Source organism: Paenibacillus sp. FSL P4-0184 (assembly GCF_038004625.1).
Lineage (GTDB): Bacteria > Bacillota > Bacilli > Paenibacillales > Paenibacillaceae > Paenibacillus_AQ.
Window position 1 is genome coordinate 3852954 of record NZ_JBBORN010000001.1, and the last position, 16678, is coordinate 3869631.

The following is a 16678-nucleotide window of genomic DNA, read 5'->3' on the forward strand; positions in this document are numbered from 1 at the left end:
GAATAGTAAACTTGCGATATGGATATTAATCCCTCTGCTTTTTACAATTAAGCATGTATTATAACTAGCACATGTGAGGGGCTTCATTCATCAAGGCAATCAAAGGAGTTTTAGTTCATCGAAAATCGGTAGCGCTTTCAAGATGCTTCTTAACCAACTCCTTTGATGACTTGATGGACAGATATCGCCTGAATATCACAAAAGTGCAAGGAGACCTACAAACGGAGGGATTAAATGTTTGGGAAAGCAATGAAAAGAGGATTTTTGTTCTTTGTCATCATCTGCTTGGTAATAGGCAGTGGCGGTCAGTTTGTCAGTACGGTTTATGCCGATGATACGGAGAATACTACCTATGAAGCTGAAGCTGATGGAAATGCTATGACTGGCAATGCTTCTATTTCTGAACACCCAGCGGCTTCCGGGGGGCAGAAAGTCGGAGGCATGTATCAAGGAAGCACTTTGCAGTTTAATCATGTGACTGTAAGTGAGAGTGGGAATTATAAAATTACAGTGTACTATATCTCTGGCGATTCGCGGCCATTCAATATCAGTGCCAATGGCGGCGATAAGCAGTTTGAAGAACCACCCAAGACAGTGGATTGGGATACGGTGGGAACTTATGATGTGACACTTCCGCTGAATGCTGGAGAGAACAGCATCCTGATTGATGACAACAACTGGTATTCTCCAGACATCGACAAGATCGTAATTCGTGGACTGGACGACAGCGACCCAGGTGAAGGATCTGGAGGCGACTGGAAGGAGAAGCTGCATGGTGCAATCATAGAAGCTGAAGCGCCTGAAAATATAATTACAGGCAACGCCAAAATAGCGGACAGCAGCGTTGGTTCCGGTGGAAAAATTGTAAAGGATATGAATAAAAACAGTACTTTACAGTTCACAAATGTCACTGTGCCGGCAGCGGGAACGTATTTGATCCGTATTTCCTATATTTCCGGTGACCAGCGACCTGTCTATATGCAGGTGAATGATGGACTGGATGAATTGGTTGATCTGCCAAAGACAGCAAGTTGGGATACGGTAGGAACTTATGATGTAGAAGCCTCCTTGCAGGAAGGGCTGAACACGATCACTTTCTCGGATCATGACTGGTACTCTCCAGATTTCGACCGGATTGAAGTCATTCCGTATACGATCAGTTATGAAGCGGAGTCTCCGGTCAATGATTTAACTGGAGAAGCACGAGTTGGCGATAGCCCGAATGCTTCCGGTGGACAGAAGGTAGGGTATCTGAATGGCGGCAGTTCCTTAACTTTCAATAAGATTACGGCTCCGATGACAGGGGATTATCGGATCACGGTAGCTTATTTCTCAGGTGACCCGCGCAGCTTATACGTCAGCGCTAATGGTGGGGCAGAGCAGTATTATGAACTGCCAAAGACACCAGACTGGGATACGGCGCTCACATATGAGCTTACACTGCCCCTGAACGAAGGCGAGAATACAATCAAATTCTCAGACGGCAACTGGTACGCGCCAGATCTGGATCGAATTATTGTAGAACCGGCATTGGGTACAGATCCTAATCCTCCAGTTGAAGCGGATGGTGATCTGGGGACACCAGGGACTTCGAATAACTACGGGGCCATCACCGTTACCGAATATACTTATGGAACGCTCGTATCGAATGGACAATATGAGGTTTCCTTTAATACTAAGTCTGGATACGCAAGCTACAAGTGGACGGATGGTCAGAAGCTGCAAGGAATCTATAGCAGCATCAAACTCGGTGATACTCTCGTTGAGACTACAAGCTATGAGAATCATGCAAGCGCTGGTGCTCCAGTAGAAATTCAGGATGGCTTTGGCAAAGGAGTGGAGCTTACTTTTGTTCATACCTCAGCTGGACAGCCAACGCTCAAACAGGTTTACAAGTTTTATGACGATCAGAAGTATTTCTTAACTCGTCTGGATGCCATTAGCGATACGGCGCTACAGACTAATTATATGTCACCTATTACCGTAAAACGTTCAGGTGGAGTGGATATCGGTGCCAGTGCAGATAACCGGGTACTGACCGTTCCTTTTGACAATGATGCTTGGATTCGTTATAAATCTCAATCTATGAACCGAGCGGATACCAGCTATGAAATGACGACTATATTCAATAACTCGACACGCAGCGGCCTTGTGCTCGGGTCGGTAACTCATGATACGTGGAAGACCGGGATCGACTGGAAAGGTTCTTCTAATCGGCTGAATGAGCTAGCGGTTTATGGCGGAGCAGCCAGCGACGTTACACGGGATACCCAGCCTCATGGCATCCTTACAGGCGCAGAATTGTCTTCGCCGATGATTATGGTGGGGGCATTCAGTGATTACCGCACAGGACTTGAGGAATACGGAAAAGCTAATGCGATCATCACACCTCCACTGTTGCTGAATCCTGAGTTGCCGCAAGGCGTACCTGTTGGTTTTAACAGCTGGGGAGCTTACGAAGGTACACTTTCATACCAAGACGTTGTGGATGTCTCCAATTATTATAAGGAGCACCTAAATGATTTCAATAATAACGGTAATGTATTTATTAATATGGATTCCTATTGGGACAATTTGAATGATAAGCAGCTTGCTGACGCTGTATCAGTAATTAAGGGCAATGGCCAGCATGCAGGTATCTATTGGGCACCATTTGTATATTGGGGCAACAATATGAGCCAGCCGGTAGAGGGTACCGACAATAAGTATACGTATGGCGATATTGTCCTCAAAGATGCCGAGGGTAAACCGCTGCCGACGCTGGATGGGGCTTTTCCTCTGGATGTGACACATCCAGGTGCTAAACTGCGCATGAATTATTTTTTGGACAAATTTAAGGATCTGGGCTTTACCTTCATCAAATTGGATTTCTTGACGCACGGTTCGCTTGAGGGACAACATTTCGATCCAACCGTAACGACAGGGATTCAAGCTTACAATGAAGGAATGCTTTATGTGAAGGATCGTTTGGATGGAAAAATGTTCATTAGCGCATCTATTGCGCCAATCTTTCCAAGCCAATATGCACACAGCAGACGTATTTCCTGCGACACCTACGGCAAGATCAATGAAACGGAGTACATGCTGAATTCGTTAACTTATGGCTTCTGGCAAAATGGCACGATCTACTCCTATACGGATCCCGATCATTTGGCGTTGGCCCGCGCTTCCAGCTTAACTGAAGCTCGCAGTCGAATGAACTCTGGCGTTATCGCCGGTACCGTACTTCTCGGCTCTGATGATGTTAACGATCCAAAGGCACAGGAGTACATGACTGCCTTGTTTAACAACAAGGAGGTTCTCGAATTAGCGTTAAAAGGAAAAGTGTTCAAGCCGCTGGAAGGAAATACGAATGCAAATGCAGCGGATACTTTTGTGATGAAAGACGGCAATGATTATTATATGGCCTTATTCAACTACAGTGCAAATGCCGCGGCAGACAAAGCAGTGAATCTCGGTCGCGCTGGACTGGATGCAGCGGAATCGTACACGATGCAAGACCTTTGGACAGGAGAGGTTTCGACGATTACAGGAACACTCGCATTGTCCTTGCAGCCGACTGAATCAAAATTGGTAAAATTAACAGCTGCACCTAAGAAAGTAACAGGTGTAACGCTAGATAAGACAGAGCTAACATTGACCGCTGGTGAAACCGGAAAGCTGACGGCTACGCTATCTCCGGAAGAGGCGGCGAATAAAGCAGTACACTGGACTTCGAGCGATACGTCAGTAGCTACCGTAGTGTATGGAACGGTAACGGCTGTAAATGCTGGGAAAACCACAATTACTGTGGAAACAGTAGACGGCGGCTTCAAAGCTGCGGCAGAAGTTACAGTCAAAGCGGCCTCCCCTGGAGAACCGGGAAATCCTGAAGTACCAGGTAATCCGGGCAACAATAACGGTACCCCTGGTAGCAATGCAGGTCAAAATAATGCTACAGGAACCTTGCTTCTTACGTCAGAGATGCTGAAAGTGGATAGTGTGTCTGGTGAAGTAGTCGTGGAGATAAAGGGAGACATACAGCAAATACAATTATCTTCTGAGGTAGTTCGTCAGTTGGCGAATCATACGCTGGTTTTGAAGTCCGGTAAGTTCTCCATAAAGGTGCCTGCGGATCTGCTACGTCAATTGCAGAACAAGCTACCGGAAGCTCAGCGGGATGATAGCACGATAACCCTGAAATTAGTACCACTGAGCAATAAGGCTAATGAGGTCATTGCAGCAGCGGCGGGAACTACTCATGCACAGGTTAGACTCATGGGGGATGTCTATGAGTTCAGTCTGTCAGTGACCACGAAAACTGGCACAATAGAAACGCTCTCTACGTTTGATCAACCCATTACGCTAAGCCTGACAGTAGGAGAAGGTTTTGATTCCAAGCGTGGAGGCATTTACTATATTGCGGATAACGGTAAGCTGGAATATATCCCTGCAAATTATGCTGGCGGTGTAATGACAGCAGAAGTTAATCACTTCAGCAAATATGCTGTTCTGGAGCTCAAACGGACCTTTGTAGATGTGCCAGCCAATCACTGGGCTAGTTCTGCAATCCAAGAGCTGGCAGCGAAGCTGTATGTTCAAGGGACTAGCAAAGACAAGTTTGAACCAAACCGTGCGATTACGCGTGCCGAGTTCACCTCTATGCTCGTTCATTCCCTTGGGTTGACCACAAGGGGGGATGTTAGCTTTGCTGATGTTGCACCGTCTGCTTGGTATGCGGAGTCCATTTCTATCGCTTACAAGGCGGGCATCGTGAGCGGCAGAAGTGCGACCAAGTTCGAGCCGGCTGCGCAGATTACCCGTGAAGAAATCACGGTCATGTTAATGAAAGCCTATGAGCTGAAGAATGGCAAAGTAACTGTTGCTTCAACTGATGTGACATTCAAAGATATGAAGCAGGTCTCCTCTTGGGCAGCCGCTTCTGTAAAGGGAGCAGCCAGCCTAGGACTGGTTCAAGGTCAAAATGAAGGTCTATTTGCACCAAAAGGGATCGCTTCCCGAGCAGAAGCGACCCAAGTGATTTATAACTTGATTATGAAGTAATGTTAATAGAGGCTGTCTCAAAAGTAGAGTAACTACTTTGAGGCAGCCTCTTTCTGTCCCTACATTTCCTTTTGCGGCAAGCGAATTTGCACAGTGGTTCCTATTCCGAGCCTACTAAACACCGTAACGCCGTAATGCTCACCAAATCTCAGTTTTATTCTTCGATCTACGTTTGAAATTCCATACCCTCGTCCGGGTTTATCGTCAAGCAAAGTATGAAGTGTCTCTCGGCTCATCCCCATGCCATCATCAATTACAGATAGAATAATATCACTATCCTCGACTACGCCTTTGATATGGATATTTAGCGGGCTTTCCTGATTCCACACCGCATGAAGCACCGCATTTTCTACAAAAGGCTGCAAGGCTAGCTTGACTGTAGAGTAAGGTAAGATCGCTTCATCAATATTGTAGGTGATGTTCAGTTGTCCTTTGAATCGGATCAGTTGAATGGCATTGTAACTTTGCGTCAGCTTCAATTCTTCATTAATAGTTAAGATGCTCTTTCCTTTATTCAGGGAGATGCGATAAAACTTGGCGAGATGAAGCACCAAATCCTGAATGCGGGTATCTTGATGTTTTAGGGCAAGAGACGAAATGGAGCCCAGTGTATTGTACAGAAAATGGGGGTTGATCTGGGCCTGAAGCAGGTCAAGCTCTGCCTCCTTATTCTGTAGCTCCTTCTGATACACTTCGGTGATTAGACTCTTTAAGCGTGTAGTCATTTGCTTGAAGGCAAAATGAAGCTGGCCAATCTCATCATTGCCTAAATATTCATCATTCGTAGGGTTGAAGTCACCACGTTCTAGCCGCCGGATCATTCGGATTAACATTCGAATACGCTTGCTAAACATCGATGCAGTAATGTATATCAGCAATAATGCGACGACTATAAAGCCTAAAGAAATTTTGATGATGAGCTCTGACAGTGATTTCGCATCCTGAATGATACTGTCATAAGGGAATATAGAGACGGTTTTCCATCCATTTGTGAGCGTGTTATAGACGGCGAAAGCCTTTTCCCCTTTATATGTAGTATCAAATCTGCCAGAAGGCAATTCATCAAAGCTTCGATCAAGCATTTCCGGCAGACTTGTATTTAATAATTGTTTGTCGGCGGCTGATAAAATAAGGCCCTTGTCATTAACAATAAAAATATCTTTGCCGCCTGCTTCTTTCTCCATTAAAGAATAGATCACCGATTCGGATATTTCGAAGACCAGAATACCGTAGGGATATTGGTTGCGATTATTGTTCAGTAACCTAGCCAGTGTAAACATTGCGGGATTATCTTGTGACTGCGGTGAGGACAGATGAATAATATTCCCGTGAGACTGCATCAGCTGCTTGTAAAGCTCTGTCTCCTTCACTTCGGGTGTAACCGGCTTGATATAGTAATTATCTTTGGGCAGTGATGGATTGTCGGAATAAATGAAAACGCTACCAAAATCGGGATAGGCAGCCATTACCGTGTCTATACGATTGCCAATATATTGATAGACGTCTAGATAAGATGGATCATCTTGATATTCGCTCGTGAGGTAAGTGGCTAGCCTATTATCCAAGTAAATAGAAGCGGAAATATGCTCATAGCTGTCCAGTTTGTTCTCCAGATTCTTGTTGATCTGGGCCGTTGAATTCATCATATTGATGTAGATTTGATCGGTCAGCTTTGATTTTGTAAGTTCGAATGAAAAATAGACAAAAAGCATCATTGGAATAATGGTGACCAGAACGAACACGAGGAATAGCTTGGAGCGAAAGCTAAGGTCGATAAAAGGCATATAAATATACTTTTTGTAAAAATGACGCATCGTAGAAGTCCCTTCTTTACTGTGAATTCACGGAAAGCCAAGTTTATCATATCAGACTGAATATCGAAATCCAATGCTCGAATGTTCAGAAACTCCTTTAAAAAGCGCTATCATTCGGAGGATTGAAGTATAGAAAGGAGCCCTATACGGACTTAAGATAAATAGGAGAGAAGCTGAATCGAGATGTAGCAGGGCATGCTGCACTAAATAAAAAGGGAGGGTATTTGATGCATAAAGCAAGCGCTATCAAAACAGTCAGGGGCAATAATTTTTGGTACAGATTAAAAGAGCAGAAATGGTTATTTTTGCTAATGCTCCCTGCCATAATTGCGACATTGCTATTTTCCTATGGACCTATGTTTGGTATGTATATGGCATTTACAAACTATCAACCGGGTGGAGGAACATTTTTTCAACAATTTTTCCATGCTGACTTTGTTGGCTTTAAGTGGTTTGAATATTTCTTTACCACAGGAGACTTCTACCGTGTAATGCGTAATACGCTTGCGACAAGCCTCTTGACCTTGTTATTCGGGTTTCCTGCGCCGATCATACTCGCGCTTGTGCTGAATGAAGCAAAACAGGGATTTTTCAAACGTTTTACGCAGACGGTTTCTTATCTACCGCATTTTATCTCATGGGTTATCGCCGCTAACATTGTAATTACGCTGCTAGCTTCCGATGGGATGTTCAACAATCTTCTAGTAACGCTCGGGATTGTTGACGAACCGGTAGCTTTTCTACAAAACGGACCTTTATTCTGGTGGATTATCGCCTTATCTAATATGTGGAAAGAAATGGGTTTTAGCGCCATTATGTACCTAGCTGCAATCTCCGCTATTAATCCGGAGCTTTACGAAGCCGCAAGAGTAGATGGAGCTAGCCGATTCAAGCAAATGTGGAATATTACGCTCCCTGCTTTACGTCCAACTATTGTGATATTGGCCATTCTTGCAGTCGGAGGGATTTTGAATGCTGGCTTTGAACAACAATATCTGTTGCAAAATAACACTGTACTTGAGTACTCGGAAGTTATCGATATTTATGCATACAAATACGGGTTACAAAACAGCATGTTCTCATACGGGGCTGCCGTGGGGGTATTCAAATCCGTTATTGCCTTCATTCTTGTTGTAATCGTGAATCGAATTTCTAGAAAAGTGAACGACCAAGCGTTGTTCTAAATAACAAAATGGAGAGGAGCGCTTGAGATGTTTTTGAACAGATACGGAGATCATATCTTTAAGTGTTTTGTATATTTGATTCTTATCCTTGTGTTGCTAGTTACCTTTTTACCTTTTTGGAATATTCTCGTTCTTTCATTAAATGCTGCTGAGGATACTGTGCGTGGTGGCGTCTACTTTTGGCCAAGAGATATCACCTTTGATAGCTACAAACAAATTTTGAAAGATACCGAAATTATGAACGGGATATGGGTAACGGTTAAACGGACCGTAATTGGTGCACCACTATCAGTTCTTGTGATTACGATGCTTGCTTATCCGCTAAGCCGGCGGAATTTGATGGGACGCAAGGGTTGGAACCTTTACTTTGTCTTTACGATGTATTTCGGAGGCGGGCTGATTCCTTACTACATGGTGCTTAAAGCCCTGAATATGATCGACACCTTCTCCGTTTTTATTCTGCCAGGCTTGATGAATGTCTTCTATATGATTATTGTCCGTACTTTTATGGAGGGATTACCTGGTGAGATTGAGGAGTCAGCGAAAGTAGATGGAGCGAATGATTTAATGATTTTCTTCCGGATTGTGCTGCCGTTAACAACACCAGTACTCGCGACAGTGGGCCTCTTTCAGGCAATATCGCACTGGAACTCGTGGTTTGACTCCTATGCATTTACTTACAGCTCAGACCTGAAGACCTTGCAAGCTGTCCTCGTCAAAATACTGAGTCAATTCCAGACCGGAGGTATGGTATCGCAATCGCAAATGCTGGCAAACTCCGCCAAGCGAAATGCTGTTTCAAGCGATACGATCCGGATGGCAGCGACGATGGTTGCAACATTGCCTATCGTTCTAGTATATCCGTTCCTGCAAAAGTATTTTGTTAAGGGTATGACTTTGGGAGCTGTTAAGAGTTAATATGATTAAATAACCGAACGCCAGCCGGAGAGGAGTTGTCCAGCTGGCGGCCCTGAAGGGGGGTGAGCGGACAGACTTGCTTGGTTGCTTGATAGACTTGTGACGTAACTTAATTAATGGGAGGAATTAGGGTGTCTATGATAAAGAAAAACAAATGGTTGAGCGTAAGTATGACTGCTGCATTATCTGTGGGTCTATTAGCAGGCTGTGGCTCTAATGGTGGAACAGACAATACAAACAAAGCGGCTGGAGACAATACAAAACAAGAGCCGATTACACTTACATGGTTTGATTCGAATACTAAGGGAGAGCCTTTTACTGATGCTGTTGCCCAAGAAATCACTAAAAAGACTGGCATTGAGATCTCCATTCAGCAGCCAACAGGAAATCCGACAGAGAAGCTAAGCTTGATGCTTGCCAGCGGTGACTATCCAGATGTGGTCGTGATGAGCCGTGGGGATGCTTCACTTGATAAATACATCACAAGCGGTGCCTTTATTCCACTCGATGAGCTGATTGAGAAGAATGGCCCTGATATCAAGGAAATGTATGGCGACACACTGACCAAGACTCGTTATAAAGACGGAAAGAACTATTACTTGGCTAACTGGTATGGACTAGATAGTGATCCAGTCTTCGGGATGCTGATGAGAAAAAATCTGCTTGCAGATCTGGCTCCGGAAAAAGCAGATGGCAGAGCACCGCTTACAACAGATGAATTAGAAGCGATTTTGAAGGATTTTAAAGCAAAAAATAAGACGATTGATGGAAAAGAATCCATTCCAATGACCATGAACGGCGAGAATATGGGCGCCAACCTTGGAACATTCAAAGGCATGTGGGGTCTGAAAACTTACTATGATAACAATGGAACATTGCAATATGATGTTAAGGATCCAAAGTATCGTGAAATGTTGCTCTACGTAAATAAATTATACAGAGAAGGTCTGATTGAGAAGGAATTTGCTATTAGCAAAACGCAAACTTGGGTTCAAAAGCTGGCTACTGGCGCAGTATTCTCCACACCAGGCGCTTACTGGGATCCAGGTAACGGGAACGGAACTTTGAAGAAGGATGGCGGAGAAGATAATCAGCTCTTCCCATACAAGGTTGTTGCCCCTGGAGTAGACCCTGCCCAAACGACATTTGGACCAAGAAGCTCACTTGGATGGGATGCTATCGCTATTACGAAGAACAACAAGCACCCTGAAGAAACAATGAAGCTGTTCAATTTCTTGGCAAGTGATGAAGGACAGCATTTGCTGCTGTGGGGCCAAGAAGGCGTTCAATACACCATGGTGGATGGCAAGAGAAAACCGGACCCTGCATTCTTGGATAGCTTCAAGGAAAACTGGGACGACACAGTCAAGAAGAGCGGTGTCCGCAAATGGTTGTGGTTTATCAAGAATGGTCTGGATGCAAATGAACAGCCTTACGATATGGCCGTTAAATATCAACGCAGTGAAGTAGATCAGATGGCAATCAAGAGTCTTGGAGATTCCGTATGGGATACAGCGGCATATGACAACTTGAGCCCTGATGGCGGAACACCTGAAGCACTGACTGCACAGAAGGTAAAAGATATTATGGATCAAAGCATTACGAGAGTAATCATTGCTCCTACTGAAGCCGAAGCCAACGCGACATTCGATAAGATGCTTGCGGAAATGAAAAAGGCCGGGGATGAGAAAGTAGAAGAAATCATTAACCAGAAGTACGCAGAGCGTATGGAGCTGTGGAATTCAAAATAATTATTGTAAGGGCTTCCTCTCTGCATTCAGGCAGAGGGGGAGCCTTTTTCTATGTTTTCAAATGTTAATTAACTAGTCTATTAGCATGCGCATTCTTGCGGAAATCCAGCGGGGCCTGGTGATAGTACTTTTTGAATTGATGATAGAAATGGCTGACATTGTCAAAGCCGGATTCCAGAGCAATTTCGACCACACGTAGTTCAGTAGTAAGTAGCAGATTACGTGCCACGTTGAGCCTAAGTTGGTTGATATATTCTGTTGGTGTCTGGTTCAAGTACTGGCGGAAGGCACGATTGACATGACCGGCGCTTCTGCCCGACAACTCGTACAGGGCATGAAGGCCTTTGTTTAAGTTTTCTTTTAGATGCATCTTGGAAACGGCATGTTCGAGCCACAGTGGGAATTCTGGCTGCTCGATGGTTTCTGGAGAGAAAAAATGCTGGGTAAGTGTATCTACGAGTATTCCTTTCAGATAAATCCTGGACTTTACTTTGTCTAAGGTAGAAAGCATTCGGATGCGTTCGAAAGAACGAATGAAATCATCCATCTCCAGTTGAGATAACATGGCGATTCTAGGGAGCGGAGTATTTAATAGCCCGTACAGGAATTCTTCTTCATTCAGGTAACTAAAGGCATCATTAATGAGGCTTTTTCGGCAGGGAATGTTCAGAAAGCGGCAATCGCTATCCCCGTCAGCTTCATAGAGATGGGTATCATCGGGCCGGATGAAGACAAGGCAGCCAGATTGAAGAAGCTGGGCAGCCCCGTTGACGATATGCCGGCATCGGCCTTCGGTGAGTATAAAAAATTCATAAAAATCATGCGTATGTTCTGGGGATACCTGACTCAGAGATTCTACCCAGAAGGGATCAGCTAGCAATTCGGGGTTTATATGGCTTGCCTCGGTGTATTTGATCATGTTTTTCCTCCAGTGTTAGTGATGTTAAAATAGCACACTATTTTTGCGAACACAATAGAAGAAATATATACATATTATTGTTAACATTTTAATATAAGAAGTCAAAATAGCACATTTGTGGAGGCGAAAATATGCAACTTGTCAATCTAAACGGAAAATGGAAAATGAAACGGCTTCATGAAGCGAAATGGCTGGAAGCCAGCGTGCCAGGCTCTGTCTACCATGATTTGTTGAATGCCGGTGAAATGCCAGATCCGTTCTATCGCGAGCAGGAGTATGAGGTTCTGGAACTGTCCAATTACGACTACGAATATAAGCGTAGTTTTCAGCTGGAAGCAGGCGTACTAGAGCATGACCGAGTATTTCTGCTGTGTGAAGGGTTGGATACGCTTTGTGAGCTTTCCCTGAATGGAACTAATATTCTGAACAGTGACAATATGCACCGGACGTATGAAGTGGATATCAAGTCTGTATTGACGCCTGGTGAGAATACTATCCACGCCATTTTTCGCTCCCCAGTAGAATTCACTCTACGGAAGCAAGCAGAATTGCCGCTCAGTGGATGTGCTGATGCGGTAGAGGGAATATCGCATCTGCGCAAAGCACACTCCATGTTCGGCTGGGACTGGGGTCCAAAGTTACCTGATCTAGGAATCTGGCGTAGTCTCTCTATTCAGGGTTACAACAGTGCTCGCCTTGATGATGTTTATATTACTCAATTCCATGAGAAGGATAAGGTCATGCTGGATGTTCGAGTTAGAACAGAGAGCTGGCAAGCGGCTGATCGAGAAATTGTGGTTAAAGTTCACACACCAGCGGGTCTGTGCATTGAGCATCGCGTGTCTGAAATGATTGGGACGGATCATCATATTGCACTGGAAATTATGGAGCCAGAGCTGTGGTGGCCGAATAATCTCGGTGCTCAGCCACTGTATAACGTAGAGGTTGTAATTGAGGAAAAGGCGCAGGAGTTAGATCGTAGAGAATTGCGGATTGGACTTAGAACCATTACTGTGAAGCAGGAAGAAGATCAGTGGGGAGAATCGTTTGCTTTTGAAGTCAACGGTGTGCTTATTTTCTCTACAGGTGCCGACTATATTCTGGAAGATAATCTTCTACCTCGCGTGACTAGGGAGCGCACAGATCGCTTGCTCCAAAGCTGTGTCGCTGCCAATTTCAATACGATTCGTGTATGGGGTGGCGGGTATTACCCGGATGACTATTTCTATGATCTCTGCGATGAATATGGTCTCATCGTCTGGCAGGATCATCTGTATGCCTGCGGCATTTATGCTCTGACAGAAGCCTTCGAGGAGAATATCACTCACGAGACCATCGATAACATGAAACGTCTTCGCCATCATGCTTCGCTAGGCTTGTGGTGCGGCAACAATGAGCAGGAGCTGGCTTGGGACGAATGGGACTGGGAGAAGCATTACTCACTGCAGCTTAAGGCAGATTATATTAAGCAATATGAGGTGCTTCTACCGGCAATCGCTAAAGAAATTGATCCGAATACCTTCTATTGGCGTGCTTCACCCTCCTCCAAGGGTAGCTTTGATAAGCCGAATGACGAGAATTACGGAGATATGCATTACTGGGGGGTCTGGCATGGGAAGGAACCGTTTACCGATTACCGGAAGCTATATCCGCGCTATATGTCTGAATTCGGGTTGCAGTCTTTTCCGGGCCTGAAGACCATCGAGTCGTTTACGCTGCCGGAGGATCGCAATATCTTCTCTTATGTCATGGAGTCCCATCAGAAGAACAATACCGGGAATGAGAAAATTCTCTACTATATCGGGGAGACTTACAAATATCCGAAAGATTTTGAGTCTGTGTTATATGCCTCGCAGTTGATCCAAGCAGAAGGGATGCGCTGCGGCGTTGAGCACTGGCGCAGACATAGAGGTCGCTGTATGGGTGCGTTGTATTGGCAGTTGAACGACTGCTGGCCGGTAGCTTCTTGGTCCAGTATCGACTATTATGGCCGGTGGAAGGCTATGCATTATGCGGCTAAACATTTCTTCGCGCCGATTCTTGTTTCTGCCCATGACGAAGGAACGAAGGTCTCCCTTCATGTCTCTAACGAAAGCAGAGAACAAGTTATTGGTGAACTGAGTTGGAGGCTGCTCACTCGGGCATCGGAGGTCTTGCTGGAAGGCACAAAGCCAGTGGAGATTGCCGCGTTAAGTACTGCTGAGTTCGAGCAGCTTGATTTCGGCCACATTTTGGATACGAAAGGGAAGAAACGTGAGACTTATCTGGAATATTCTTTTGAGGTAGAGGGCGAGACAAAGAGTGGCGGCACGGTCCTGTTTGTTAAACCGAAGCATTTTAGCTTCGTTAACCCTGAACTTGAAGCTGTACTTACCGAGGAAGAAGAACAATTCGTCATTACTGTGAAGGCTACGGCGTATGCTCGTTTTGTCGGCCTAGACTTCAAGGAAAGAGATGCCATCTTCAGTGATAACTATTTTGATATGTCAGGTGGTACAACTAGGACCATTACCATCGCTAAAAAAGATCTCGACAAACCAGCTACTGCGGAAGAACTTCGTGCACAGCTTACTGTACGCTCCGTATTTGATATTTAAATAGGAAGATTCACAGGAAGCAGGCCCTTAACTTGGGGCCTCTTTTTTTATGTATTTTTTTTACTATAGCCGCTAATAATCATTTATTGTTTTGCAAAGCTTAATAACATGAAATTGAATTTTTTATAGATCAATATTTTACTACTTAAGGTATAGATATTAAGATTGTATCCCCTTCCAATTATCTTTAAAATAGACTTCAAACAACAAGATAAATTAAGCCAGTTATATTTCAACAAGATCTGATAAGAAGAGTAGGAGGATATTATGAGTATTTATTATGATGACAGCCGCAAGGTGTTTCATTTACAGTCTGAGCAATCCAGCTACGTTATTGAAGTCGTTAGAGGTGAGCTTCCAGCGCATGTTTATTGGGGTCCTAAGTTAGAAGGAATAGTGCAACCGCTGAATTTGGTGGAACGTTGCTCTTTTAGCCCGACCTACACAATGGAGGACAAGAGAATCTCCCTCGACACTATTCCAAGTGAATTTCCGTCTTATGGGAATGGTGATTTCCGGGAACCAGCGCTTGAGGTTCATTTGGTAGATGGTACGACCGTTACGGATTTCCTTTATAAGAGCTATAAGATCAATAAAGGAAAGCCTGAGTTAAAGGGACTGCCTTCCACTTATGTTGAAAGTGAAGAAGAAGCAGACACACTGGAGCTTTTTCTTCAGGATGACAAAAGTGGACTGATTGCTGTATTAAGCTACACAGTGTTTAATAATCAGGATGTGATCACACGTTCTGTACGGATTGAGAATCAAGGTAAGGACAATGTGGTGCTGAAGCGTGTATTAAGCGCAAATGTTGACTTCCATGATTCCGATTATGACATGCTGCAATTATCCGGTACTTGGACGAGAGAACGTCATATCCATAAAAGACCGCTTGTACCTGGTATCCACCGAATTGACAGTAAGCGCGGTGCGAGTAGCTCCACGCAGAATCCTTTTATGGCTTTGCTTGCAAAAGATGCAACAGAGGACCACGGTGAAGTATACGGGTTCAGCCTTGTGTACAGCGGAAGCTTTCTTGCGCAAGCAGAAGTGGATCCATACGGCATTTCCAGAGTGGGGATCGGCATTCAACCGTTTAATTTTCAATGGCTGCTTGAACCTGGCGAATCCTTCCAGGCCCCTGAAGCTGTGCTGGTAAGATCCAGTCAAGGGCTTGGTGGATTATCAAGAACCTACCACCGTCTGTATCGGACCCGGTTATGCAGAGGCGAATTTCGTGATCGTAAGCGCCCTATTCTCATCAACAACTGGGAAGCGACCTATTTTAATTTTAATGCAGATAAAATCAAAGAAATCGCTCAAGCAGGCAAAGATCTCGGACTTGAACTGTTTGTCTTAGATGACGGCTGGTTTGGGAAACGAGACAATGATGATAGCTCCCTCGGAGATTGGGTAGAGGATCGCCGCAAGCTTCCTGAAGGTCTTGGAAAACTTGGAGAAGATATTACGGCAATGGGCATGGAATTCGGATTATGGTTCGAACCGGAAATGGTATCGCCAGAAAGTGATCTTTATCGTGAACATCCAGATTGGTGTCTTCATGTGCCAGGTCACAAAAGAACGCTAGCTCGCCAGCAGCTTGTTCTGGATTTATCCCGTAAGGATGTATGTGATTATATTGTGGAATCGGTTAGCTCCGTACTGTCATCGGCTCCAATTACTTATGTGAAATGGGATATGAACCGGAATATGACGGAGATTGGGTCTGCTCTTCTTCCTGCAGAACGTCAACGTGAAACGGCTCACCGTTATATTCTAGGACTTTATGATGTGTTGGAACGTATCGTCACCCGTTTCCCTCATATTCTGTTCGAGAGCTGCTCCGGCGGCGGCGGACGATATGATCCGGGAATGCTGTACTATATGCCACAGACCTGGACCAGTGATGATTCGGACGCTATTGAAAGATTGAAGATCCAATATGGAACAAGCATGGTGTATCCTGCAAGCTCTATGTGTGCTCACGTATCGGCTGTTCCTAACCATCAGGTGCACCGTATCACACCACTCGAAACACGCGGTCATGTTGCGATGTCTGGTAACTTCGGCTACGAACTAGATATGACCAAGCTTACTGAAGCTGAACGCGAAGATATCCGCAAGCAGGTTTCTGAGTACAAGGAACTGAGAATGCTGATTCAGTTCGGTGATTTCTATCGACTGCTTAGTCCATTTGAGGGGAATCAGACGGCGTGGATGTTTGTTTCGGATGATAAAAAAGAAGCTTTTGCCACGTACTTCAGAGTTCTGGCCGAGCCTAATGCACCTCTCCGTAGATTGCGGTTGAAAGGACTCGACCCAGCTAAGAACTACAAACTTGAGCTTAACGGTGAAGTGTACAGAGGGGATGAGCTGATGCACTTCGGACTCTCACTTCCACAGCTTGAGGGCGATTTCAAAAGCTTATTATTTGTACTCAAAGAGGTTTAAT

8 protein-coding genes are annotated in these 16678 nt (G+C 44.7%); 6 read left to right on the forward strand and 2 right to left on the reverse strand.

What is annotated here, in order from left to right; all coding sequences use genetic code 11:
* Positions 1 to 234: 234 nt before the first annotated feature.
* Positions 235 to 5043, forward strand: coding sequence for an S-layer homology domain-containing protein (locus MKY52_RS16860; protein WP_341052396.1), 4809 nt, complete (start codon positions 235 to 237; stop codon positions 5041 to 5043).
* Positions 5044 to 5102: 59 nt separating this feature from the next.
* On the opposite strand, the gene MKY52_RS16865 is transcribed toward MKY52_RS16860, so the two are convergent.
* Entirely contained in the window at positions 5103 to 6857 is a 1755-nt protein-coding gene (locus MKY52_RS16865) for a cache domain-containing sensor histidine kinase (protein ID WP_341052399.1), read from the reverse strand.
* A gap of 227 nt (positions 6858 to 7084) precedes the next feature.
* Between MKY52_RS16865 and MKY52_RS16870 the strand changes: the two genes are divergently transcribed.
* From MKY52_RS16870 to MKY52_RS16880, 3 genes are all read left to right on the forward strand, one after another.
* A complete protein-coding gene (locus MKY52_RS16870) occupies positions 7085 to 8041 on the forward strand; it encodes an ABC transporter permease (protein WP_094876932.1) in 957 nt (318 codons plus the stop codon).
* Positions 8042 to 8068: 27 nt separating this feature from the next.
* Positions 8069 to 8959: a carbohydrate ABC transporter permease gene (locus MKY52_RS16875; protein ID WP_042190738.1), complete on the forward strand. Its 891-nt coding sequence runs from the start codon at positions 8069 to 8071 to the stop codon at positions 8957 to 8959.
* 137 nt (positions 8960 to 9096) lie between these two features.
* Entirely contained in the window at positions 9097 to 10710 is a 1614-nt protein-coding gene (locus MKY52_RS16880; RefSeq protein WP_341053444.1) for an extracellular solute-binding protein, read from the forward strand.
* Between the two features lie 64 nt (positions 10711 to 10774).
* Here MKY52_RS16880 and MKY52_RS16885 read toward each other — a convergent pair whose 3' ends face one another.
* Positions 10775 to 11629 carry a helix-turn-helix domain-containing protein gene (locus MKY52_RS16885; RefSeq protein ID WP_341052401.1) on the reverse strand — a complete coding sequence of 285 codons (855 nt, stop codon included), beginning with the start codon at positions 11627 to 11629 and terminating at the stop codon, positions 10775 to 10777.
* 131 nt (positions 11630 to 11760) lie between these two features.
* Between MKY52_RS16885 and MKY52_RS16890 the strand changes: the two genes are divergently transcribed.
* Together MKY52_RS16890 and MKY52_RS16895 are read left to right on the forward strand one after the other, a co-directional pair.
* Positions 11761 to 14226 carry a beta-mannosidase gene (locus tag MKY52_RS16890; RefSeq protein ID WP_341052404.1) on the forward strand — a complete coding sequence of 822 codons (2466 nt, stop codon included), beginning with the start codon at positions 11761 to 11763 and terminating at the stop codon, positions 14224 to 14226.
* A gap of 267 nt (positions 14227 to 14493) precedes the next feature.
* A complete protein-coding gene (locus MKY52_RS16895; RefSeq protein ID WP_341052405.1) occupies positions 14494 to 16677 on the forward strand; it encodes an alpha-galactosidase in 2184 nt (727 codons plus the stop codon).
* Position 16678: the final 1 nt, after the last annotated feature.

Coding starts and splice junctions, on each gene's coding strand:
- MKY52_RS16860 (WP_341052396.1), top strand. CDS start 235: ATGTTTGGGAAAGCAATGAAAAGAGGATTTTTGTTCTTTGTCATCATC.
- MKY52_RS16865 (WP_341052399.1), bottom strand. CDS start 6,857: ATGCGTCATTTTTACAAAAAGTATATTTATATGCCTTTTATCGACCTT.
- MKY52_RS16875 (WP_042190738.1), top strand. CDS start 8,069: ATGTTTTTGAACAGATACGGAGATCATATCTTTAAGTGTTTTGTATAT.
- MKY52_RS16870 (WP_094876932.1), top strand. CDS start 7,085: ATGCATAAAGCAAGCGCTATCAAAACAGTCAGGGGCAATAATTTTTGG.
- MKY52_RS16885 (WP_341052401.1), bottom strand. CDS start 11,629: ATGATCAAATACACCGAGGCAAGCCATATAAACCCCGAATTGCTAGCT.
- MKY52_RS16895 (WP_341052405.1), top strand. CDS start 14,494: ATGAGTATTTATTATGATGACAGCCGCAAGGTGTTTCATTTACAGTCT.
- MKY52_RS16880 (WP_341053444.1), top strand. CDS start 9,097: ATGATAAAGAAAAACAAATGGTTGAGCGTAAGTATGACTGCTGCATTA.
- MKY52_RS16890 (WP_341052404.1), top strand. CDS start 11,761: ATGCAACTTGTCAATCTAAACGGAAAATGGAAAATGAAACGGCTTCAT.